The 20,762-nt window shown below is 70.4% G+C and carries 23 protein-coding genes and 1 riboswitch; of the genes, 10 read left to right on the forward strand and 13 right to left on the reverse strand.

Features of this window, described 5'->3' with window-relative positions:
• Positions 1 to 15: 15 nt before the first annotated feature.
• Positions 16 to 2,586 carry an ABC transporter permease gene (locus AB0I69_RS00125; protein WP_363093160.1) on the reverse strand — a complete coding sequence of 857 codons (2,571 nt, stop codon included), beginning with the start codon at positions 2,584 to 2,586 and terminating at the stop codon, positions 16 to 18.
• Between the two features lie 4 nt (positions 2,587 to 2,590).
• Positions 2,591 to 3,457, reverse strand: coding sequence for an ABC transporter ATP-binding protein (locus tag AB0I69_RS00130; protein ID WP_363093161.1), 867 nt, complete (start codon positions 3,455 to 3,457; stop codon positions 2,591 to 2,593).
• A 266-nt stretch (positions 3,458 to 3,723) separates the two neighbouring features.
• On the opposite strand from AB0I69_RS00130, the gene AB0I69_RS00135 reads away from it, so the two are divergent.
• Both AB0I69_RS00135 and AB0I69_RS00140 read left to right on the forward strand, forming a co-directional pair.
• Positions 3,724 to 3,963, forward strand: a complete 240-nt coding sequence (locus AB0I69_RS00135; protein WP_363093162.1) for a toxin-antitoxin system HicB family antitoxin — start codon at positions 3,724 to 3,726, stop codon at positions 3,961 to 3,963.
• 4 nt (positions 3,964 to 3,967) lie between these two features.
• Positions 3,968 to 4,342 (forward strand): fic family toxin-antitoxin system, toxin component, encoded by a 375-nt coding sequence (locus AB0I69_RS00140; RefSeq protein ID WP_363093163.1) that lies wholly within the window; start codon positions 3,968 to 3,970, stop codon positions 4,340 to 4,342.
• Here AB0I69_RS00140 and AB0I69_RS00145 read toward each other — a convergent pair whose 3' ends face one another.
• Both AB0I69_RS00145 and AB0I69_RS00150 read right to left on the reverse strand, forming a co-directional pair.
• A complete protein-coding gene (locus AB0I69_RS00145; protein ID WP_363093164.1) occupies positions 4,343 to 5,038 on the reverse strand; it encodes a class I SAM-dependent methyltransferase in 696 nt (231 codons plus the stop codon).
• A 106-nt stretch (positions 5,039 to 5,144) separates the two neighbouring features.
• The gene (locus AB0I69_RS00150; RefSeq protein WP_363093165.1) at positions 5,145 to 5,831 is read right to left on the reverse strand and encodes a triacylglycerol lipase; all 687 of its coding nucleotides are present in this window, start codon (positions 5,829 to 5,831) and stop codon (positions 5,145 to 5,147) included.
• A 115-nt stretch (positions 5,832 to 5,946) separates the two neighbouring features.
• Here AB0I69_RS00150 and AB0I69_RS00155 point away from each other — a divergent pair, with 115 nt between their 5' ends.
• A complete protein-coding gene (locus AB0I69_RS00155; RefSeq protein WP_363093166.1) occupies positions 5,947 to 8,223 on the forward strand; it encodes a LuxR C-terminal-related transcriptional regulator in 2,277 nt (758 codons plus the stop codon).
• Positions 8,224 to 8,274: 51 nt separating this feature from the next.
• Here AB0I69_RS00155 and AB0I69_RS00160 read toward each other — a convergent pair whose 3' ends face one another.
• The 4 genes from AB0I69_RS00160 to bioB form a co-directional block, all read right to left on the reverse strand.
• Positions 8,275 to 8,745, reverse strand: a complete 471-nt coding sequence (locus AB0I69_RS00160) for a DinB family protein (protein WP_363093168.1) — start codon at positions 8,743 to 8,745, stop codon at positions 8,275 to 8,277.
• 66 nt (positions 8,746 to 8,811) lie between these two features.
• Positions 8,812 to 9,552, reverse strand: a complete 741-nt coding sequence (gene bioD, locus AB0I69_RS00165; protein WP_363093169.1) for a dethiobiotin synthase — start codon at positions 9,550 to 9,552, stop codon at positions 8,812 to 8,814.
• Between the two features lies 1 nt (position 9,553).
• Positions 9,554 to 10,846, reverse strand: a complete 1,293-nt coding sequence (locus AB0I69_RS00170) for an adenosylmethionine--8-amino-7-oxononanoate transaminase (protein WP_363093170.1) — start codon at positions 10,844 to 10,846, stop codon at positions 9,554 to 9,556.
• Complete coding sequence (gene bioB / locus AB0I69_RS00175; protein ID WP_363093171.1) at positions 10,839 to 12,047, reverse strand: biotin synthase BioB; 1,209 nt, start codon at positions 12,045 to 12,047, stop codon at positions 10,839 to 10,841. The genes AB0I69_RS00170 and bioB overlap by 8 nt, the downstream gene beginning before the upstream one ends.
• A gap of 147 nt (positions 12,048 to 12,194) precedes the next feature.
• Between bioB and AB0I69_RS00180 the strand changes: the two genes are divergently transcribed.
• On the forward strand, positions 12,195 to 13,322 hold the full coding sequence (locus tag AB0I69_RS00180; protein WP_363093172.1) for an 8-amino-7-oxononanoate synthase: 1,128 nt from the start codon (positions 12,195 to 12,197) through the stop codon (positions 13,320 to 13,322).
• A 41-nt stretch (positions 13,323 to 13,363) separates the two neighbouring features.
• On the opposite strand, the gene AB0I69_RS00185 is transcribed toward AB0I69_RS00180, so the two are convergent.
• Both AB0I69_RS00185 and AB0I69_RS00190 read right to left on the reverse strand, forming a co-directional pair.
• Positions 13,364 to 13,588, reverse strand: coding sequence for a DUF397 domain-containing protein (locus AB0I69_RS00185; protein ID WP_363093173.1), 225 nt, complete (start codon positions 13,586 to 13,588; stop codon positions 13,364 to 13,366).
• A gap of 9 nt (positions 13,589 to 13,597) precedes the next feature.
• Positions 13,598 to 14,467, reverse strand: a complete 870-nt coding sequence (locus AB0I69_RS00190) for a helix-turn-helix transcriptional regulator (RefSeq protein WP_363093174.1) — start codon at positions 14,465 to 14,467, stop codon at positions 13,598 to 13,600.
• A gap of 212 nt (positions 14,468 to 14,679) precedes the next feature.
• On the opposite strand from AB0I69_RS00190, the gene AB0I69_RS00195 reads away from it, so the two are divergent.
• A complete protein-coding gene (locus AB0I69_RS00195; RefSeq protein ID WP_363093175.1) occupies positions 14,680 to 15,150 on the forward strand; it encodes an ATP-binding protein in 471 nt (156 codons plus the stop codon).
• Positions 15,151 to 15,232: 82 nt separating this feature from the next.
• Here the strand turns inward: AB0I69_RS00195 and AB0I69_RS00200 are convergent, their stop codons facing one another.
• From AB0I69_RS00200 to AB0I69_RS00210, 3 genes are all read right to left on the reverse strand, one after another.
• Positions 15,233 to 15,706: a C40 family peptidase gene (locus tag AB0I69_RS00200; protein ID WP_359610411.1), complete on the reverse strand. Its 474-nt coding sequence runs from the start codon at positions 15,704 to 15,706 to the stop codon at positions 15,233 to 15,235.
• 3 nt (positions 15,707 to 15,709) lie between these two features.
• Positions 15,710 to 15,921: riboswitch (cyclic di-AMP (ydaO/yuaA leader) on the reverse strand.
• 338 nt (positions 15,922 to 16,259) lie between these two features.
• Positions 16,260 to 16,568: a hypothetical protein gene (locus AB0I69_RS00205; protein WP_363093176.1), complete on the reverse strand. Its 309-nt coding sequence runs from the start codon at positions 16,566 to 16,568 to the stop codon at positions 16,260 to 16,262.
• Positions 16,569 to 16,575: 7 nt separating this feature from the next.
• The gene (locus AB0I69_RS00210) at positions 16,576 to 17,211 is read right to left on the reverse strand and encodes an ATP-dependent Clp protease proteolytic subunit (protein ID WP_363093177.1); all 636 of its coding nucleotides are present in this window, start codon (positions 17,209 to 17,211) and stop codon (positions 16,576 to 16,578) included.
• Between the two features lie 82 nt (positions 17,212 to 17,293).
• On the opposite strand from AB0I69_RS00210, the gene AB0I69_RS00215 reads away from it, so the two are divergent.
• The 5 genes from AB0I69_RS00215 (at position 17,294) to AB0I69_RS00235 (ending at position 20,759) form a co-directional block, all read left to right on the forward strand.
• Positions 17,294 to 17,572, forward strand: a complete 279-nt coding sequence (locus AB0I69_RS00215; RefSeq protein ID WP_363093178.1) for a type II toxin-antitoxin system Phd/YefM family antitoxin — start codon at positions 17,294 to 17,296, stop codon at positions 17,570 to 17,572.
• A 167-nt stretch (positions 17,573 to 17,739) separates the two neighbouring features.
• Entirely contained in the window at positions 17,740 to 18,042 is a 303-nt protein-coding gene (locus AB0I69_RS00220; RefSeq protein WP_019059531.1) for an urease subunit gamma, read from the forward strand.
• A 17-nt stretch (positions 18,043 to 18,059) separates the two neighbouring features.
• A complete protein-coding gene (locus tag AB0I69_RS00225; RefSeq protein WP_329245133.1) occupies positions 18,060 to 18,371 on the forward strand; it encodes an urease subunit beta in 312 nt (103 codons plus the stop codon).
• Entirely contained in the window at positions 18,364 to 20,085 is a 1,722-nt protein-coding gene (locus tag AB0I69_RS00230; RefSeq protein WP_363093179.1) for an urease subunit alpha, read from the forward strand. Before AB0I69_RS00225 ends, AB0I69_RS00230 begins: the two co-directional genes overlap by 8 nt.
• A complete protein-coding gene (locus AB0I69_RS00235) occupies positions 20,085 to 20,759 on the forward strand; it encodes an urease accessory UreF family protein (protein WP_363093180.1) in 675 nt (224 codons plus the stop codon). The genes AB0I69_RS00230 and AB0I69_RS00235 overlap by 1 nt, the downstream gene beginning before the upstream one ends.
• Positions 20,760 to 20,762 lie beyond the last annotated feature (3 nt).

Consider the following 20,762-nt stretch of genomic DNA (forward strand, 5'->3'; position numbering starts at 1 on the left):
TCCGCCGCGATTCCATCACTCGTGCGCGATGGCCGCCAGCACGTTCATGCGGGATGCGCGCAACGCGGGCAGCAATGCCGCCACGATGCCGACCACCGCCGAGCCGATCACCACCGCGACGATCGTGGTCCACGGAACCGCGAGCGCCTTCATGCCCTGCAGCGCCAGGACTTGCTGCGCGCACACGCCCCACACCAGGCCGAGACCGAGCCCCAGCACCGCGCCGAACACCGCGATCACCACCGACTCCAGCCGGATCATCCGCCGCAGTTGGCGCCGCCCGAGCCCGATCGCGCGCAGCAGGCCGATCTCCCGGGTGCGCTCGACGACCGACAGAGCAAGGGTGTTGACCACGCCGAGCACCGCGATGACGATCGCCAGTCCGAGCAGTGCGTACACGAGGTAGAGCAGTACGGCGATCTGGTCGTGGACCAGCTTCTTGTAGTCGGCCTGGTCGCGTACCTGCACCTGCGGATAGGGCTTCAGCGTCGTCTCCAGCGCCTTGCGGAGCTGGTCGGCGCCGGTGCCGGAGGTGGCGTTGACGTACAGCGAGGAGTCCTGGCCGTTCGGGACGTACTTCTCGACCGTCGCGATCCCGAAGAACAGCCCGCCCTGCGTCCCGAACCCGCCAGAGGAGCCCTGGTCGCTCAGGGCGCCCACCGTCAGCTTCGTGGTGTGTCCGCCCGGGAACTCGACGGGGAGCACACTGCCGAGCCGTACGCCGTGCTTCTTCGCGAAGTCGGCCGCCATCGCGAGGTGTCCGGCGGCGAGCGCCGAACTCGTGTTGCCCGCCGCGTACTTGATGTGGGCGACGTCGTCGAGCGGGGTGTCGTAACCGGCGGCCGTCGTCTCCACCCGCTTGCCGTCCGGCAGCCGGACCGCGAGGGGTGCGAAGCGGGCCCGTACGACGAGACCGACGCCCTGGGTGGCGCGCACATGGTCCGTGACCTCCTTGGAGAACGGCAGGAAGTTGCCGTTCTGGATCACGAAGTCGGCGCCCAGGGTCTTGTCGATCTGCTGGTCGAAGGACTTGGACATGGAGGCGCTCGCCACCGACATCCCGCCGACCAGGGCGAGCCCCACCATCAGGGCCGCCGCGGTGGCGCCCGTACGGCGCGGATTGCGCAGGGCGTTGCGCTGGCTCATCCGGCCGACCGAGCCGAACAGGGCCGGGAAGGCGCCGCCCAGCACCCGGATCATCGGGCGGACCAGCAGCGGCCCAGCGATCACGGTTGCGATGAGGGTCAGGACGATGCCGAGGCCCAGGAAGGAGGAGGACGAGGCCGTGCTCGTCGCGGCGGCGCAGCCCGCCAGTGCGGCCACACCGATCGCCCCGACGACCGAACCCACGATCGCACGTACCTTCAACGGACGCCCCACGCCCGCGACTTCGGCGTCCGCGAGGGCCGCCATCGGCGAGACACCGGCCGCGCGCCGGGCCGGGAGATACGCGGCGACGAAGGTGACGCCGACGCCAACCACGTATGCCGCAACAGGAGTTGGCCAACCGACCACCATCTCCGTGGTCTTGAGGTTCATCCCGAACGCGGTCATCAGCTTGATCAGCCCGGCCGCGAGCCCGATTCCGGCCGCCAGCCCGAGAGTTGAACCGACCAGCCCGAGCAGCAGCGCCTCGGTGAGCACGGACCGCCGCACCTGCTTGCGGTCGGCGCCGAGGGCGCGCAACAGGCCCAGTTCGCGGGTCCGTTGGGCGATCAGCATCGAGAACGTGTTGACGATCAGGAACACGCCGACGAGGACAGCGATGCCGGCGAAGCCCAACATCACGTACTTGATGACGTCGAGGAAGCCGCCCAGGTCGGCGGCGGCCGACTTGGCCTGCTCGTCGGCGGTCTTGATGTCGTACGTACCGGAAGAGTCGATCGCGGCGGTCACCCGCTGCTTGAGTACGGCGTCGTCGACCCCCTTGGCCGCGTCCACCGAGATACTCGTGGCCCGGTCGGGCGCGCCGAGCAGCTGGGACTTCGCGGTGGCGGGGTCGAGGAAGACCAGCGCGGCACCGGGGTTGGTGGTGGTGAAGGTGGCGATGCCGACGATCTCGACGTGGAAGGTGCCCGGCTGCGCCTGGACCGCCAGCGTGTCACCGATCTTGACGTGCTTGTTGTCGGCGGTGTCCGCGTCCAGGAGGGCCTCGCCGGCGCCCTGCGGGGCATGGCCCGAGGTCAGTTTCACCGGGCTGCGGTCGGTGAGGTACCAGTCGGTGGCGATGGTGGGGGCGCCCGTGGTCGGGCCGACCGACTTGTTTCTGCTGTCGACGACCACGATGTTCTGGACGGAGACGTCGGCGTGGGTCGCGGCGACCCCGGCCACCTTCGCCACCTGGTCGGCGAGCGAGGCGGGCACGGTCTCGGTCGCGCCGGTGGGCACCGAGGACTTGAGGTCCTGCTTCGGCTCCACCGTCACATCGGCGGACGTGGAGGCGAACAGCCGGTCGAAGGTACGGGTCACCGTGTCGGAGAAGATCAGGCTGCCCGCGACGAACGCCACGGACAGCACGACGGCGAGCGCCGAGAGCAGCAGCCGTCCCTTGTGCGCGAGGAAGCTCCGGAGGGTCGCCTTCAGCACGGGTTCAGTCCTTGTCGAGGGTTACGTCGGTCGGGTCCTCGCCGGGACCGAGGTCGGGACCGGGACCAGGGCCAGGGCCAGGGCCGCCGAGTTGGCCCCTCCCCAGGTCGAAGCGCTTCATCCGCTCCAGCACCGCCTCCGCCGTGGGCCGCTCCATCTCGTCCACGATCCGCCCGTCCCCGAGGAAGAGCACCAGGTCGGAGTGGGCGGCGGCACCCGGGTCGTGGGTGACCATGACCACGGTCTGGCCGAGACCGTCGACGGCGTCGCGCAGGAAGCCGAGCACTTCGAGGCCCGCCCGTGAGTCGAGGTTGCCGGTCGGTTCGTCCGCGAAGATCAGCTCGGGCCGGGAGGCGAGCGCCCGCGCACAGGCCACCCGCTGCTGCTGGCCCCCGGACAGCTGGGACGGCCGGTGCTTCAGCCGGTCCCGCAGCCCGAGCGTGTCGATGACCTGGTCCAGCCACTTCTGGTCCGGCTTCTTGCCGGCGATGTCCATGGGCAGCGTGATGTTCTCGGCCGCGTTGAGGGTCGGGATCAGGTTGAACGACTGGAACATGAAGCCGATCCGGTCCCGGCGCAGCCGCGTCAGCTCGCGGTCCTTCAGCCCCGTGATCTCGGTGTCGCCGAGCCACACCTGTCCGGCCGAGACCGTGTCGAGCCCCGCAAGGCAGTGCATCAACGTGGACTTCCCGGAGCCCGAGGGGCCCATGACCGCGGTGAAGCGGCCGCGCGCGATGTCCACGTCCACCGAGTCCAGGGCGAGCACGGTCGTCTCACCCGATCCGTACGCCTTGGTCAGACCGTGGGCGCGGGCCGCGATCCCGCCGGCCGAGGCCTGGCCCGGAGCGTGCTCCGCAGCAGATGTGGACAAGACAGCCCCCCTGAGATTCCCTCACTCGTCGTCTTCGCTCGTCTTCGCTCGTTTTCGCCGGTCGTCGTTCCGGTCGTCGTTCCGACGCCCTCGTCGCGGGCCGAGCCTAGTGTGACGCGCCGCACACCCGATATCCCCCGTGCGGCCGAGGTGGTCTCCCTCCCAGGTCGGGCCCCCGATACCGGTGTAAGGGACACTCTCCACCCGTCCTCCACCCCTCGGAGGAGCACTTGCCGGTGCTAGCAATCCGGCGCTAGCGTCTAGGTATGGCGAAGACCCAGCTGAACGTACGCGTGGACGAGGGCACCGCCCGCGCGGCGCGGGAGCGTGCCCTGGCCCGTGGCATGAGTGTCAACCGGTACATAGAAGAGCTGGTCAGACAGGACACCGGAGAGGTCGGCCACACCTTCGTCGAGGCCGCCGCCGACTTCATGAAGCAGTACGAGTCCGTCTTCGCCGACGAGTTCGGCGCCGACGGGGAGAGCATCCGCGAAGGTCGCCGCTGATCCCTTGAACAACCTCAGGATCGACCTCGCCTGGCTGCTGATGCTCGCCGAACACAACACACCCGGAGACCCGCAGGTCACCGACTGGGGCGCGCTCGTCGCCGCCGTCGCCCGCCACCAGGCAGACATATTCGACGTCCCGGTCTACGACAGCCCGTACGCGCGAGCCGCCGCCTTACTCCAACTCCTCATCCACGTCCCCGCGTTGGAGCGCTCCAACGCCCTCTTCGCCTCCGCCGTGGCATACGCCTACCTCGTCGCCAGCGGCCTGAAGGTCGTCACCTCGCCCGAACAGGTCCGCGATCTGGCCCGGTTGGTCAAGAGCGGTGAGGCGTCGGTCGACGACATCGCGCAGGAACTGCGCCAGTGGAGCCTGTGATCACTCCTCGGCGGCAGGGCGCCACGCGGTACCCAGGACGCAGTACGAGGTCGGCAGCGTGGGCCCCTTCTCCGGGATCAACACCCGCCGGTACGGCCCGAGTTCGAACCCCGCGTCCCGCAGCGCGCCGACCGGGTCGCGGGACAGATGGCAGCCGCCGTTCAGGGGTGGCCACAGCGTGCGGTCCAGGGCGCGCTGGGTGAACGCCATCGCCGGTCCGCCGCCCCTGCCGTGCTCGAAGAACCGGACGACTCCGCCGGGCCGCAGCACCCGCCGTGCCTCGCCGAGGGCCCGCGGCACATCGTGCACGCTGCACAGCACCAATGACAGTACGACCGCGTCGAAGGCCTCGCTCTTCACGGGCAGCTTCTCCGCCGCACCAGGTACCACGTCGACGGGCACCTCGGAGCGAAGGGCGGACTCGACGGCCAGGTGCCGCAGGGTCCGCTCGGGCTCGATCGCGACGACCTCCGAGACGGCGTTCGGATAGTGCGCGAAGTTCAGGCCGTTTCCGGCCCCGATCTCGATCACCCGCCCGGAGAGCCCGGCGAGCAGCCGGTCCCGCATCCCGGCCAGGCCGAACCGTGACTCGGCGCTCACGCTGAAACGGGCGTAGTAACGGGCGAACAGCGGGTGGTGGACGGCGTCCCGCGGCACTGCGCCGACTGTGCCGGAGCCTGCGGACCGTAGCGGCATGGCGACCTCCCGGAACGGACCGGGCCGAAACCGGTCCCTACCGGGATTGTCCCCCCTGCCGCCCTTGACCACCCCCGCTGTCGCCGGGGAAGGAACAGGGCCAGGGTCAGGAGATGAAGTCCCGGACCTGCTCGTAGACGCCGTGGTCGTTGTTCATGTCGGTGTGCGAGATGCACCCGACGTCGACGTTGGTCGCGCCGCTCAGCTCGGCCGAGGTGTCCGGGTTGATCGCCTCGTCGCAGTCCGACCAGTAGGCCGCGTACGAGACGCTGCCGGGCGTCTCGTCACCGGAGTTGAGCGCCGTGAGGAAGGAACTCCCCGTCTGCATCTCCTTGCAGGGCGTGTACAGCCAGCCGCAGAGCGAGGCGATGCTCGTCCCGTGGTTCACCCCGGCGACCGACACGAAGTCGTCGACGTACGAGGTCCCGCCGAGGTTCTTGAGGTAGTAGCGGCTGTTGAGCGCACCCATGGAGTGGACCACCAGGTCGACCTTCGAGGCGCCGGTGCTGGCGAGGACTGACTGGATGTAGGTCGACAGCGTCGAAGCGGTCGTGACGTTCGACTTCGTCCAGTCGTACGAGATCGCGTACAGCTCGGAGGACGAGTAGCCGTCCGCCTCGAAGTCCGCGATCCAGTCGTCCCAGCTTGTGGAGTCGCTGCTCAAACCGTGCACGAAGACGATCGGGTTGTGGCTCGCCGCGTGAGCGGGCGTCGAGGCCAGGGAGAGTGACAGAAGGAGCGAGGTCGTCACGGCCGAGAGGGCCGTGGCGATGCGACGCTTGCGGCGCTGCATGATGCCTCCTGATACGGGTGGGGTTGTCAGGAGTGTCAGCGGGGGTCTACGCGCGCCGCATCGGCGAAATCGCCGGTCTTTACGGGTGAATTAACTCGCCAGTAACGTCAGTTGTGTGCTGACTCCGGTGAACCCCACTTCCCTAGACCGCACTTCGCCCCCGTCGCGCACCGACACGGGGCGAACCCTCGACCCCGCGCTCCCCGAAGGGGTCCGCATCCGGGTACTGCGCGCGACCTACGGCGATCCGCGGGCCGCCGCCGAACTCCTCGCCCGCCTGACCCCACGCCAGGCCGCGGGCCTCGACCCCCTTCCGACCGAACCGGCCTCCCTGGCACCGGAGTTGCTGAGCCTGCGACGCCGCGAGATCAGGGCACTGCCCGACGACACGCGCCTGCTCCTGCTGCTCGCCGCGGCCGACCAGTACCCCGTCCCCACCCACGCCTTCCTGCGCGCCGTGGCGGCGGCCCGACTCGACACCCGGCCCCTGGAGGCCGCCGAGACGGCCGGGGCCGCGCACGCGACGGCCGGCGGGGTGGTGTTCCGCGACGCGTGGACGAGGATCGCCGCGTACGAGACCGGGTCACCGGCGGACCGGCGGGACGTCCACCGGTTGCTGGCACGGGTGTTGCGCGCGGGCGGCGAGACGCCCAGACGGTCCTGGCACCGCGGAGCGGGCGCGCTCGGCCCCAGCGTGCGCCTCACGGCGGAACTCCGTACGGCCGCGCAGAAGGCACGCGACACCGGCGAGCACGCACTGGCCTGTGCCCTGGTCGAACGCGCCGCTGCCCTCTCCCGCGACCCGCGCGAACAGTCCCGCCTCCTCAACCGCGCCGCCGGTGACGCCTGGCAGTCAGGCGAGGGCGACCGCGCGCGAAGACTCGCCGCCGCGACGGACAGCGACGCGTTGAACGGGGTGTTCGCGCTGAGAGCGGGCAACGCAGCAGAAGCGTTCGACGCGTTGCTGACGGCGGTGGCACGGCGGGAACTGGAGGAACCCTGCGCCGACTTGAGACCGGCATCGGCGGCGACCGAAACACCCCGCATGGTCGCCGTGCCCCGAACTCCCGCCCCCGACCACGCAGTTCACCTCCTCGCCCGGGCCACTGAAGCCGCCGTCTACACCGGCGACCTGAGACGGTGCCGGGAGGCGGCGGCCGTCGCCTCCCGGCTCGGGATCGTGCCGCACGGGACGCTCGGGGGACTGGCCGCCGCCTTCGAGGGGCGGTACGAGGACGCACGGGACCTGCTCAAGGCCGCCGCCGGACGGTGCGGCCCCGGAGGCGACCCGACCCTCCTCATCCATGCCGGGATCGCCGCGTTGATGCTCGGCGACCACACCCGCGCCACCACCGCCACCGTCCGGGCGGCGACCTCGGCCCGGGCGCGGGGCGCGACCGTGGTCGTGGCGCAGGCGATGGAGTTCCGGGCCTACGCCGAGTTCTGGACCGGGCATCCGAGGGCCGCCGAGACGGCCACGGCGGACGCCCTGTGGCAGGCCCACGCGACCGGCCAGGACAACGGCGCCTGCCATCTACAAGCAGCGCTCGCCATGTTCGCGGCGCTCACCGGCGACGGCGACGTCTGCAGGGAACGTGCCGCCGCCGCCCGCTCGTACGCCCTCGGACGCGGCCTGGGCCTACCGGCCGCCCTCGCGCAATGGGCACTCGCCTATCTCGACCTCAGCAGCGGCCGTTTCGCCGCCGCCGCTGCCCGACTGCGCGCGCTCGCCGGGTTCGGCCCGGGCCACGGCCACCGGGCCATCCGGCACCTGGCCACCCCGCACTACGTCGAGGCCGCCGCCCGCAGCGGCGACACCCGAATCGCCCGCGCCGCACACGCCGACTACGACCGCTGGGCACGTGCCGTACGCAGCCCCGACGACCTCGCCCTGAGCGCCCGTTGCCGGGCCCTGCTCGCCCCAGGCGACGAGGCGGTCGAGCACTACCGCACCGCCCTCGACCTGCACGCGCGCGGCACCCGCGACTTCGAACGGGCCCGCACAGAGCTGCTGTTCGGCGGCGCCCTGCGCCGACTGCGCCGCCGCACCGAGGCCCGCGACCGGCTGCACACCTCGCTGGAAGCCTTCGAGTCCTTCGGCGCCCCGCACTGCGCCGCCCAGGCCCGCGCCGAACTCCGCGCCCTCGGCACACCGGTGGCCGCGACCGCCCTCCCCGCCCCCGGCGCCCTCGCCCCGACCACCCGCCTGACCGCCCAGCAACTCATGGTCGCCCGCATGGCCGCCGACGGCGCCACCAACCGAGAGATCGCCGTCCGCCTCGCCCTCAGCCCGCGCACGATCGACCACCATCTACGCGGTGTCTTCAGCCGGTTGGGCATCCGGTCGCGGATCGAACTGGTACGGCTGCTGGCCGAGGGAGAGGCGTCATAGACCGGACCGCATCGGATCGAGGGCTTCCGAAGGTCCGGCCCGCCCGTCGCGCTACTCGCCGACCGCCCTGTCGATCGCTTCGCGCAGCAGGTCGGCGTGGCCGTTGTGACGCGCGTACTCCTCGATCATGTGCGTCAGGACATAGCGCAGCGAGATGGTCTCGCCCCGAAATGCCACCGTGTCGTCGAGGGACTCGAAGGAGTCCGTGACGGCGCGGGATCTCTCGCACGCCTCTCGCCAGAGCGTGAACGACTCGTCGACGTCCGCGTCGGACACCAGGAACTCTCCGTAGACGCCGTCGACCGCAGGCCATCGGGGCTTGAGCTGCTCTTGGTTCAGCACGAAACGGAACCAGCTGGTCTCTACCTCGCCCGCGTGCCGGACGAGGCCGAGGAGAGTCAGACTTGAGGTCGGAACAGCTCGCCGCTTCAGCTGGTCGGCGTTCAACCCCTGGCACTTCATGGCCAAGGTGGCGCGCTGGTAGTCGAGGAACGAGGTGAGCGACACCCGGTCGTCGGCCACCTTTGAAGGGTCTGTCCGCTGGTGATCCGTCACCTGGTGATCATGTCAAAGGCCCGGCCCGCAGGGTCACCCAGGGCCGCCGTCCCAAGAGAGCGGCGCTTCCCGCCCCCGGAACCCCTCCGCATCCCACGTCCCGTCGAGCCGCGGTGCCAGCCAACTCGGCGCCGCAGCACGGAAGTCGGCGGGTGTGAGCGCCCCGGCCCCCTCCGGCAGCGCGCCCAGCAGCGGTGCCCCCGCCACCTCCGGCAGGTCGGCCACATTGCAACGCGACGCCAGATCAGGTGCGGTGGGCCAGCTGCCGATCACCACGCCGAGGAAGTCGAGCCCCCGGTAACGGAGTTCACGGGCCGTCAGTTCCGTCGTGTTCAGGGTGCCCAGACCCGCCGACGCCACGACCAGGACCGGGGCCCCCAGCAACCGCGCCGCGTCCGCCAGTGTGCCGCCCTCCGTGTCGAACCGTACGAGCAGCCCGCCCGCGCCCTCGACCAGCACCAGGTCGTGCTCGGTGGCCAACTTCTGGGCGGCTTCGGCCACTTCGTGCGGTCGGACAGGAGGCATACCGGCCCGGCGTGCGGCCGTGCCGGGGGCCAACGGCTCGGGGTAGCGGGCGAGTTCGGTGGCCGTCACGATGCCCGCGAGCCTCGCGACCTCGTCGGCGTCCCCGCGCTCGTCCGGTCGTAGACCCGTCTGCGCGGCCTTCAGGACGGCCACCGTACGGCCGGCCGCGACCGCCGCCGCGGCGACCGCGGCCGTGGTGATCGTCTTGCCGACCTCCGTGCCCGTGCCCGTGATCACCAGTACCGGCATGTCATCCCTCCCGCGCCGCCGCGCACACCGCGCGGGTGATCCGAGCCAGGTCGGCGTCGCCCGTGACGTACGGCGGCATCGTGTAGACGAGGTCGCGGAACGGCCGTAGCCACACGCCCTCGCGTACGGCCGCGTCCGTGGCGGCCTTCATGTCCACGTCGTGGTCGAGCTGGACCACGCCGATGGCGCCGAGGACGCGGACGTCCCGGACGCCGGGGATGCGGGACGCCGGGGCAAGACCCTCCCGCAGGGCCGCCTCGATGCGCTTGACCTCCGTCAACCAGTCCTGGTTCAGGAGGAGTTCGATCGACGCGCAAGCCACGGCCGCCGCCAGCGGATTGCCCATGAAGGTCGGGCCGTGGGCCAGGACAGGTACCTCGCCCCGCGAGATGCCCTCGGCCACGCGTGACGTGCAGAGCGTCGCCGCCATCGTCATGTAGCCGCCGGTCAGCGCCTTGCCCACGCACATCACGTCCGGGGTGACGGCGGCGTGCTCCGCCGCGAACAAGGCCCCCGTACGACCGAAACCCGTCGCGATCTCGTCGAACACCAGCAGCACGTCGTGCGCGTCGCACGCCTCGCGCAGCACGCGCAGATACGCGGGGGAGTGGAACCGCATCCCGCCCGCACCCTGCACCACCGGTTCCACGATCACCGCGGCCAGTTCGTGCGCGTGCCGTGCGATCGACTCGCGCAGATGGTCGGCGTACGACTCCTCGTACTCCGTCGGCGGCGCGTCCGCGAAGACCTGTTGGGGCAGCACCCCCGACCACAGCTCGTGCATCCCGCCCTCGGGGTCGCACACCGACATCGGCTGCCAGGTGTCGCCGTGGTAGCCGCCGCGCCAGGTCAGCAGGCGCTGTTTCGCGGGGCGGCCGAGCGAGCGCCAGTACTGCAGGCACATCTTCACCGCTACCTCGACCGACACCGAACCCGAGTCGGCGAGGAATACGTGATCCAGGCCGTCCGGAGACATGTCGACAAGGAGCTTCGCCAGCCGAACGGCGGGCTCGTGCGTGAGCCCGCCGAACATCACGTGACTCATCCGGCCGAGCTGCTCGTGCGCGGCCTCGTTGAGCACGGGGTGGTTGTAGCCGTGGATCGCCGACCACCAGGACGACATCCCGTCGACCAACTCGCCCGCGCCGTCCGCCAGTCGGAGCCGCACCCCGCTCGCCGACTCCACGACGAGCGGGTCGACACGGCCGGGCATCGGACCGTACGGATGCCAGACGTGCCGCCGGTCCAACTCCAGCAGCTCCGGGACAGGCAGGCGGCCGGTCGGGTCAGGCATTGGGCGCGATGTCCGTTCCGGCACCTCGACGGCGTACGGAGACGAGGTCACGGCGCACCTCGTCGACCTGCGGCACGGGAGCGGACGTAGACGCGGCAGCGGGAGCGGGAGCGGAACCGCAGACTCCGGCGCCCTCGTGCCCGCCGCAGCCCCCACCGCACCCGGCGCCCTCGTGCGATCCGCAGCCGCCCACCGTCGCCCGGTGCTCCGGCAGCGTCACCTCGCCCGCGCCCTCCACCTCGAAGCCCGCGTCCGCGATCATCTCCAGGTCGGCGTGGCCGGCCTGGCCCTCGCTGGTGAGGTAGTCGCCGAGGAAGATCGAGTTGGCGAGGTTCAGGGCGAGGGGCTGCATCGTGCGCAGGTGGACCTCGCGGCCGCCCGCGATACGGACCTCGACGTCCGGGCAGACGAAGCGGACCATCGCGAGGATGCGCAGACAGCGCTGCGGGGTGAGGTGCCACTCGGCGGCGAGCGGGGTGCCCTCCATCGGGATCAGGAAGTTCACCGGCACCGAGTCCGGGTCGAGGTCGCGGAGGGAGAAGACGACGTCGACCAGGTCCTCGTCGCTCTCGCCCATGCCGGCGATCAGGCCGGAGCAGGAGGACAGGCCCGCCGCGTGCGCCTTCTGCACGGTGTCGACCCGGTCGGCGTACGTGTGGGTGGTCGTGATGTCCCCGTACGTCGACTCGGACGTGTTGAGGTTGTGGTTGTAGGCGTCCGCGCCGGCCTCGCGCAGCCGGTCGGCCTGGCCGTCGGAGAGCAGGCCCAGGCAGGCGCACACCTCGACGCCCTCGTTCTGGTCCTTGATCGCCTTGATGGTGCCCGCGACCCGGTCCACGTCCCGGTCCGTCGGACCCCGGCCGGAGGCCACCAGGCAGACGCGCTTGGCGCCTCCCGCCACTCCGGCCGCCGCGGCCTTCGAGGCGTCGTCGGGTTTCAGCCACGTGTACTTCAGGATGTCGGCCTTGGAGCCGAGCCGCTGCGAGCAGTACGAGCAGTCCTCGGGGCACAGGCCGGACTTCAGGTTGACGAGATAGTTGAGCTTCACCCGTCGGCCGAACCAGTGCCGGCGCACCTTTCCGGCCGCGGCCACGACATCCAGCAGGTCGTCGTCGGAGGTGGCGAGGACGGCGAGAGCTTCCGCGCGGGTCGGCAGCTCGCGCCGAAGCCCCTTGTCCACGAGCGTGTTCAGCAGGTCCATGAGTCCCGATCCTGTCCTACGGGACCGCCCGCGGCCAAGGAGAGATTGAACAAGACACAGGGTTCGACGTGTGGGTATTGCCACACCCTGGGCGGCTGGTCGTCCGATTAGTGTCTGTGCACTGCCTACAAAAGTCCCGGAGGAACCATGGCGTTCGGCTGGATCGACGACCAGGCGGAGCAGCGCCGCCGCGCCGGGCTTGTCCGGACGCTACGGCCGCGTCCCGCCGACTCTCCGCTTCTCGATCTCGCGAGCAACGACTACCTGGGTCTGGCCCACCACCCCGAGGTCGTCGAGGGGGCTGCTGAGGCGGCGCGGACCTGGGGCGGGGGGTCCACCGGGTCGCGGCTCGTCAGCGGTACGACCGAGCTGCACACCCGACTGGAGCGTGAACTGGCCGAGTTCTGCGGTTTCGAGGCGGCCCTCGTCTTCTCCTCCGGTTACGCGGCCAACCTCGCCGCCGTCACCACCCTCGCGCCGCACGGCTCGCTGATCGTCTCCGACGCGGGCAACCACGCCTCCCTGATCGACGGCTGCCGACTGGCCCGGGGCGCCACCCAGGTCGTAGGCCACGGGGATCCGGACGGGGTGCGCAAGGCGCTGCAGACGCACGACGGGCAGGCCGTCGTCGTGTCCGACTCGGTGTTCTCCGTCGACGGGGACGCGGCGCCGGTGGGTGCGCTCGCGGAGGCGTGCCGGGAGTTCGGGGCGGGGCTGCTGCTCGACGACGCGCACGGGCTCGGGGTGCTGGGCGACGGTGGGCGCGGGGCGCCGTACGGGGCGGGGCTCGCGGGGGCCGAGGACGTGGTCGTGACAGTCACCCTGTCCAAGTCGCTGGGAAGTCAGGGCGGTGCCGTGCTCGGACCGGCGCGGGTCATCGACCATCTGGTCAACGCGGCGCGGACCTTCATCTTCGACACGGGACTCGCGCCCGCGGCGGCGGGTGCGGCCCTGGCCGCGCTCACCCTGCTGCGGCGCGAACCCGAGCGGGCCGCCCGGGCCCGCGCCGTGGCGAGTGAGCTGCACACACGGTTCACCGCCGCGGGTCTGGAAGCGGTACGTCCGGACGCCGCGGTGGTCTCGGTGCGTGCGCCGTCCCCGGAGGCGGCCGTGCAATGGGCGGCCGACTGCCGTACGGCAGGGCTGGCCGTGGGCTGCTTCCGTCCTCCTTCCGTGCCCGACGGCATCTCACGGCTCAGGCTGACCGCCCGAGCGGACCTCTCCGGGGCCGAGATCGAACGCGCTGTACGTGTGATCGGCGAGACGCGACCATGAGTCGGCGTGACACGGTCGTGCGTCGCTGACGGTCGGACAGATCAGTGGAACGCGGTGAGGAAGCCCGTCCAGCTCTCGGGGGAGAAGAGCAGGGCGGGTCCTTGCGGGTCCTTCGAGTCGCGTACGGCGAGCAGCCCCGCGCGGGGGCCTGAGTGCGGACTTGCCGCCTCGACGCAGTTGTTCGCTCCCGTGCTGTAGCTGCTGCGCAGCCACCGCACTCCGGACAACTCGGTACTGGAAGGTACGTTCCGAGGCAGTGCAGACATGGTGCCTCCTTACGCGCCGTCACCTATCCCGGCGATGTAATCCAACGAGTCCTCGGGTGAAAGGGCGTGGAACTGAAGGGTGTTGAAGGCCTCGCTGTAGGCCTCTAGGTCTTCTTTCCGTTCGAGGTAGAGGCTACTCGTCAAGTGGTCGAGAACAACCACGTCCAGATCAGAAGTGCTCGGAAAGGAGAAGATAACGAAAGGGCCGGTGATGCCGATGTGCGCTCCTGCGGCGAACGGCAGCACCTGAAGCCTGACTTGGGGCAGGTGAGCCGCCTCGACGAGCCGGTCCAGCTGACGTGCCATCACTCCGGGCCCGCCGACCTCCCGGCGCACCACCGCCTCGTCGAGGACCACGCTCAGGGCCAGCGGCGGATCGGCGCGCAGCACGTCCTGCCGGGCCAGCCGCACCTGCACGAGTGCGTCGAGCCGCTCGGGGCCGTCGTTGTCGAGGCCTCCCACGGCGGCCCGGGTCACCGCCCGGGCGTACTCGGGTGTCTGCAGCAGTCCGGGGACCACCGACGTCTCCAGGCTGCGCATCGTGCTGGCCTGTGCCTCCAGGCTGATGAAGTCCCGGTAGGTGGGCGGCAGTACGCCGCGGTAGGCGTGCCACCAGTGGTGCCGGCCGCCGCCGTCGTCGGAGCCCGCGAGCACGAGCAGCATGTCCCGAAGTTGTGGGTCGCCGACCTGGTAGACGTCCAGGAGTAACCGGACGTCGGGCGGTTTCACGCCACTCGCGCCGGTCTCGATCCGGCTCACCTTCGACTGGTGCCAGCCGACGAGCCGGGCCGCCTCACCACTGGTGAGCCCCGCTACCGCACGCAACGCGCGAAGTTCGGCGCCCAGTTTCCGGCGGCGCACCGCGGGACCGTACTGCATGGGTTACTCCTTACTCCTTTCGGGCCGCCCAAATACGGTCTGGGGTCGCAGAGTTCACCGCTTTGAGCGACAGATATATGCATATCTTGGTGGATCGCCACCGTTACCGACGCGGTAATGGCAGTCTGGCGAAGAAGCACCAGTCCGGGACCGTACTCGAACCATCCGCTCCGTGTCGGACACCGGTCCCGCGGGAAAGGGACGACCGCGCCATGGCAGACCATCTGGAAGCATCCGTCACTCTGCCGAGCGATCCCGCCTCGGTCTCCGCCGCCCGCTCCTACGTGGTCGGGACCCTGGTGGAATGGGGACTTCCGGCGGACACGGAGGTCGCCGACACCATCCGCCTCATCGTCTCCGAACTCGCCACCAACGCCGTACAGCACACCTTCGGGCAGTCACCCACCTTCACGGTGGACATCGAGCTGGAGCGTGACGAACAGCTGCGCATCGGCGTCACCGACAGCCACCCGCGTTTCCCGAAACGCCTGCCGGCCGCCGTCCAGCAGGACAACGGCCGCGGTCTGGTCATCATCCGCTGGCTGACCGCGGAGTGCGGCGGCAAACTCCAGGTCCGGCCCACACGGGAGGGCGGGAAGACGGTCTCCATCGAGGTGCCCTGGACGGCGCCCGCCCGCCCGGTGACCGCGGCCGGCCAGCAGGAGCCGCAGTCCGCGCCGTGAACACCCAGGAACACCCGAGGGGGTGGCGGCCCGTCAGGTGGGACGCCACCCCCTCGGGAGGTTCAACGAGGTCGGACAGGCCCTAGCTGACCCGGCCGTACCAGACGCTCTTGGTCCAGATCTTCTGCAGTCGCACCACGTCCCCGGTCTTCGGGGCGTGCCAGATCTTTCCCTTCCCGGCGTAGATGCCGACGTGGTAGACGCTGGAGCCCGAGTGGAAGAACACGAGGTCCCCGGCCTTGCGGCTCGCGGCCGAGATGTGGTGGGTCTTGTTGTACTGCTGGGCCGCCGTACGGGGCAGTTTCTTGCCTGCCTTCTTGTACGAGTACAGCGTGAGCCCTGAGCAGTCGAAGCGGCCCGGTCCGGTGGCCCCGTACCTGTACGGGGCGCCCTTCTTGGACGCCGCGACCTGGAGTGCCTTCGTCGCGGGTGTCGCGGCCGCGGCGTCGGATGCGACACCCGGTATCACGACGGAGCCGCCCACGGCGGCGATGGCGAAGGCCGAGGCCGTACCGGCCCGGACCATCAGCGACGGGACACGATTGAGCGCAGTCATGCGCAACCCTTCGTCAGCCGCCTGTGAAGGATGACCTGTCGGATTCGGGCTGGCGAAGTTGCCCGGCCGCTGACGCGGCTTCACCCCAAGGGCTGCTCGACCCGGTCATGGCGTGACCGTCCCGGCGACCCGTCGTGCTTGGGTCCTCCACTCCTGCCGATGCAATCCTGTCGACCTGTCATCCGGGCGTTGGCAGGACTCGGCGTCCGTCCGGATCGCCCCGCCGCTGCGGCGGGGTCTTGTCGTCAGACAGGGATCTTCACCTATGGATGTCCGAAAATCCCAACGGAATCGGGGATTTGTGGGGTTACTCACCACTCACCCGTTCGGGTGGACACCCCCGTGTTCGAAGGGGCGTCGGGGGGTCCGCACCCCTCGGACCAGCACCGGAACGTCCCCTTACGTCCTCTGACTACGCGCGTTGCGCAACCCCAACGGCCTTGCGGGGGGAGGGGCGTCTACTCCGAACGGGGGTACGCCGTTCGGTCCGTTTCGACTCCGTCCCGGACGGATCCACGGCAGGACGCGTCCGTCCGGAACGGTCCCGCGTGCCTCAACTGTCCGAGCGCGCGGGGAGGGTGACGCGGGCCGTGCGGCGCTCCCCGTCCAGCACGCGCAGCGCCCGCGCCAGTGTGGGGGCGTGCAACTCGGTCTCGCCCCGCTGGTGCATCAGCGCCAGCGCGTCCCGCAACTCGATGGCCTTGGCCACCAGCGCCTGAGCGGCCCTCAGCCCACGGTAGGTGTCCCCGTGATGTGCCGGGTTGATACGGCCCAGCAGGTCGGCCACGTCCAGGTAACGGTCGATCAACTCGCCCTCGGCGCGCGTCAGTGCGGGCAGCGGTGGCAGTTCCGGCGGCAGCATCGTCGGCTCACTCCCCGCCCGGCTCGGTGAGCGAGGTCTTGCGGGTGGACACGATCCGGTCCACCAGCCCGTATTCCAGGGCCTGTTGGGCGTCCAGGATCCGGTCCCGCTCGATGTCCGCGCTCACCTGCTCCACCGTCCGGCCGGTGTGCCGGGCGAGCAGTTCCTCCAGTTGGGCCCGCGTGCGCGCCAACTCCTCGGCCTGGATGGCGAGATCACTCGCCTGACCCTGGATCGGCTCGGGCAGCGAGGGCTGGTGGAGCACCAACCGCGCACCCGGCAGCGCCGACCGCTTGCCCGGGGTGCCCGCCGCCAGCAGCACCGCAGCGGTGGTGCCGGCCTGGCCGAGGCAGATCGTCTCCACGTCGCACGTGACGAACTGCAGCGTGTCGTAGATCGCCGACATCGCGGTGAACGAGCCGCCGGGGGAGTTGATGTACAGCGAGATGTCCCGGTCCGGCGCTTGGTACTCAAGGTGCATGAACTGGGCCATCACATCGTTCGCCGAGATGTCGTCGATCGGCGTCCCGAGGAAGACGATGCGCTCCTCCAGCAGCTTCGAGTAAGGGTCGAGCGTCCGGTACCCGGAGCTGCTGCGCTCGGTGAATTCTGGCAGGACATGGCGGGCGGACGGTCGGGTCATGGCGTAGCCCCTCAGTGACTGGCCTCTACTCTGGCTGGCTCTGTACAAAATGTACAGGACGTATGGAACGTATGATGGGCTCATGGCCTACGAGATTCCGGTGACGCAAGCCAGGGCTGAGCTCGCCGACCTGATCAACAAGGTGGTGTACGGCGGTGAGCGCGTCGTCGTGACGCGGCACGGGAAGCCGCTCGTCGCCCTTGTCTCCGCCGCCGACCTGGAGCGACTGGACGAGCTGGACCGGGTCGACGAGGGGCGGGTGATCAGTGCCGTCTCCGCCGTGCGCGAGGTCGCTTCCGCTCCCCGCGAACACCAGCGGTTCGGTATCGCGGCCGAACACCGGGGGCCGAATCCCTCGTAGCGAGGGCGTGCTCTACGGGCGTAGATGCGATTGCCCTGATCACAGCTCGGTTAACTTGCTTGAAACCCGGTCCAACTAGCCTGCCGATCCACGCCACCAGGGACTTTGCCCGGCGGCTGCGGCAGCCGGACCCCGCACGGTCCGGAGCGAGGACTGTGAGGTGGGACGTGCAACTGACCCCGCACGAGCAAGAGAGGCTGCTGATCCACGTGGCGGCCGACGTGGCCGAGAAGCGCAGGGCCCGTGGTCTGAAGCTGAACCACCCCGAGGCGGTCGCCCTCATCACGTCGCACATCCTCGAAGGCGCCCGTGACGGCCGTACCGTCGCCGAGCTGATGTCCTCCGGGCGCAAGCTGCTCACCAGGGACGACGTCATGGTGGGCATCCCCGAGATGATCCACGACGTGCAGGTCGAGGCGACCTTCCCGGACGGCACCAAGCTCGTCACCGTCCACGACCCGATCGTCTGACGAAGGGGAGCGACGCCATGATTCCCGGAGAGATCCTGTTCGCGGACGACCCGATCGTCTACAACGCGGGCCGTGAGGTCACGCGGATGACCGTCCTCAACGCCGCCGACCGGCCCGTCCAGGTCGGCTCCCACTACCACTTCGCCGAGGCCAACCCCGGCCTCGAATTCGACCGTGCCGCCGCGCGCGGCAAGCGGCTAAACGTCGCCGCCGGAACGGCCGTGCGTTTTGAGCCGGGGATCCCCGTCGACGTCGAACTCGTCCCGCTGGTCGGCGCCCGTATCGTGCCCGGACTGCGCGGGGAGACCGGAGGTGCCCTCGATGCCTGAGATCTCCCGCGCCGCGTACGCGGACCTGTTCGGGCCGACCACCGGCGACCGGATCCGGCTCGCCGACACCGATCTGCTGATCGAGATCGAGGAGGACCGCTCCGGCGGTCCCGGACTCGCCGGTGACGAGGCCGTGTTCGGCGGCGGCAAGGTCATCCGCGAGTCGATGGGGCAGGCGCGGGCCACGCGCGCAGAGGGCACCCCCGACACCGTCATCACCGGTGCCGTGATCGTCGACCACTGGGGCATCGTCAAGGCCGACGTCGGCATCCGCGACGGCCGGATCACCGGCATCGGCAAGGCCGGCAACCCCGACACCATGGACGGCATCCACCCCGACCTGGTGATCGGCCCCGAGACCGAGGTCATCGCCGGCAACGGCCGCATCCTCACCTCGGGCGCCGTCGACGCACACGTCCACTTCATCTGCCCGCAGATCGCCGACGAGGCCCTCTCCGCCGGTGTCACCACGCTGGTCGGCGGCGGCACCGGACCGGCCGAGGGTTCCAAGGCGACGACCGTGACGCCCGGTCCCTGGCATCTGGCCCGGATGATGGAGGCGATGGAGCAGTACCCGCTCAACATCGGCTTCCTCGGCAAGGGCAACACCACCTCGCACGACGCGATGATGTCCCAGATCCGAGGGGGAGCGCTGGGACTGAAGCTGCATGAGGACTGGGGCTCGACTCCCGCCGTCATCGACGCCTCGCTGACCGTCGCCGACCGGACCGGCATCCAAGTCGCCATCCACACCGACACGTTGAACGAGGCCGGGTTCGTCGGTGACACGCTCGCCGCGATCGCCGGACGCGGTATCCACGCGTACCACACCGAGGGTGCGGGCGGCGGGCACGCGCCGGACATCATGACCGTGGTCTCCGAGCCGCACGTGCTGCCCAGCTCCACCAACCCGACCCGGCCCTACACCGTCAACACCGCCGAGGAACACCTCGACATGCTGATGGTGTGCCACCACCTCAACCCGTCGGTCCCCGAGGACCTGGCCTTCGCCGAGTCCCGCATCCGCCCCTCGACGATCGGCGCGGAGGACATCCTCCACGACCTCGGCGCCATCTCGATCATCTCCTCCGACGCGCAGGCGATGGGGCGTGTGGGTGAGGTCATCATGCGGACCTGGCAGACGGCCCATGTGATGAAGCGACGGCGGGGTTCGCTGCCGGGCGACGGGCGTGCGGACAACCGTCGCGTACGGCGCTACATCGCCAAGTACACGATCAACCCCGCCCTCGCGCAGGGCCTCGCCCGCGAGATCGGCTCAGTCGAGACCGGCAAGCTCGCCGACCTCGTGCTGTGGGAACCGGCGTTCTTCGGCGTCAAGCCGCACCTCGTCATCAAGGGCGGACAGATCGCTTACGCGCAGATGGGCGACGCCAACGCGTCCATCCCGACCCCGCAGCCGATCCTGCCGCGTCCGATGTTCGGGGCGATCGGGCGGGCGCCCGCTTCCAACTCGTTCAACTTCGTCGCGCCGTTGGCGATCGAGGACGGGCTGCCCGAGCGGCTCGACCTCGGCAAGAAGTTCGTCGGTATCGAGTCCACGCGCGCGGTCACCAAGGCCGACATGCGGGAGAACGACGCCCGGCCGCGCGTCCAGGTCGACCCCGACAGCTTCGCCGTGCACATCGACGGGGAGCTCGTCGAGGCGACTCCGGCGGCCGAACTGCCCATGGCCCAGCGGTACTTCCTCTTCTGATGTCCAGGGGAGCGCTACTTGTTCTCGCCGACGGCCGCTTTCCCGCCGGAGGGCATGCGCACTCCGGCGGGGCCGAGGCGGCCGTCAAGGCGGGGCGGGTCACGGGCGCGGCCGGCCTCGGTGAGTTCTGTCGGGGGCGGTTGCACACGGCTGGGCTCGTGTCGGCTGCCCTCGCCGCGGCTGCCGTACTCGGTGTCGATCCGGTGGAGTTGGACGCCGCTGCGGATGCGCGGACGCCGTCGCCCGCGTTGCGGCTTGCCGCGCGGAAACTCGGGCGGCAGTTGATGCGGGCCGCTCGGGCGACCTGGCCGTCCGCCGAACTCGACGCCCTCGCAAGGGAGTTCCCCAAGGGGGCGCACCAACCGGTCGTGCTGGGGTTGGTGGCCCGGGCGGCCGGTCTCGGTCCCGAGGACGCGGCGTACTGCGCGGCCTACGAGAGCGTGAGCGGGCCGGCTTCCGCGACCGTACGGCTGCTCAGTCTCGACCCTTTCGATGCCACGGGTGTACTGGCCCGGCTGGCACCGGAGTTGGATCTGGTCGCCGATCGGGCGGTGGAGGCGGGGCGGCGCGTGCTCGACGAGGGGGTCGACGCCTTGCCCTGCGCTTCCGCGCCGTTGCTGGAGATCGGGGCGGAGGCGCATGCCGCTTGGGCTGTGCGGTTGTTCGCGTCGTAGGGG

This window comes from Streptomyces sp. NPDC050508, assembly GCF_040655155.1.
Classification (GTDB): domain Bacteria; phylum Actinomycetota; class Actinomycetes; order Streptomycetales; family Streptomycetaceae; genus Streptomyces.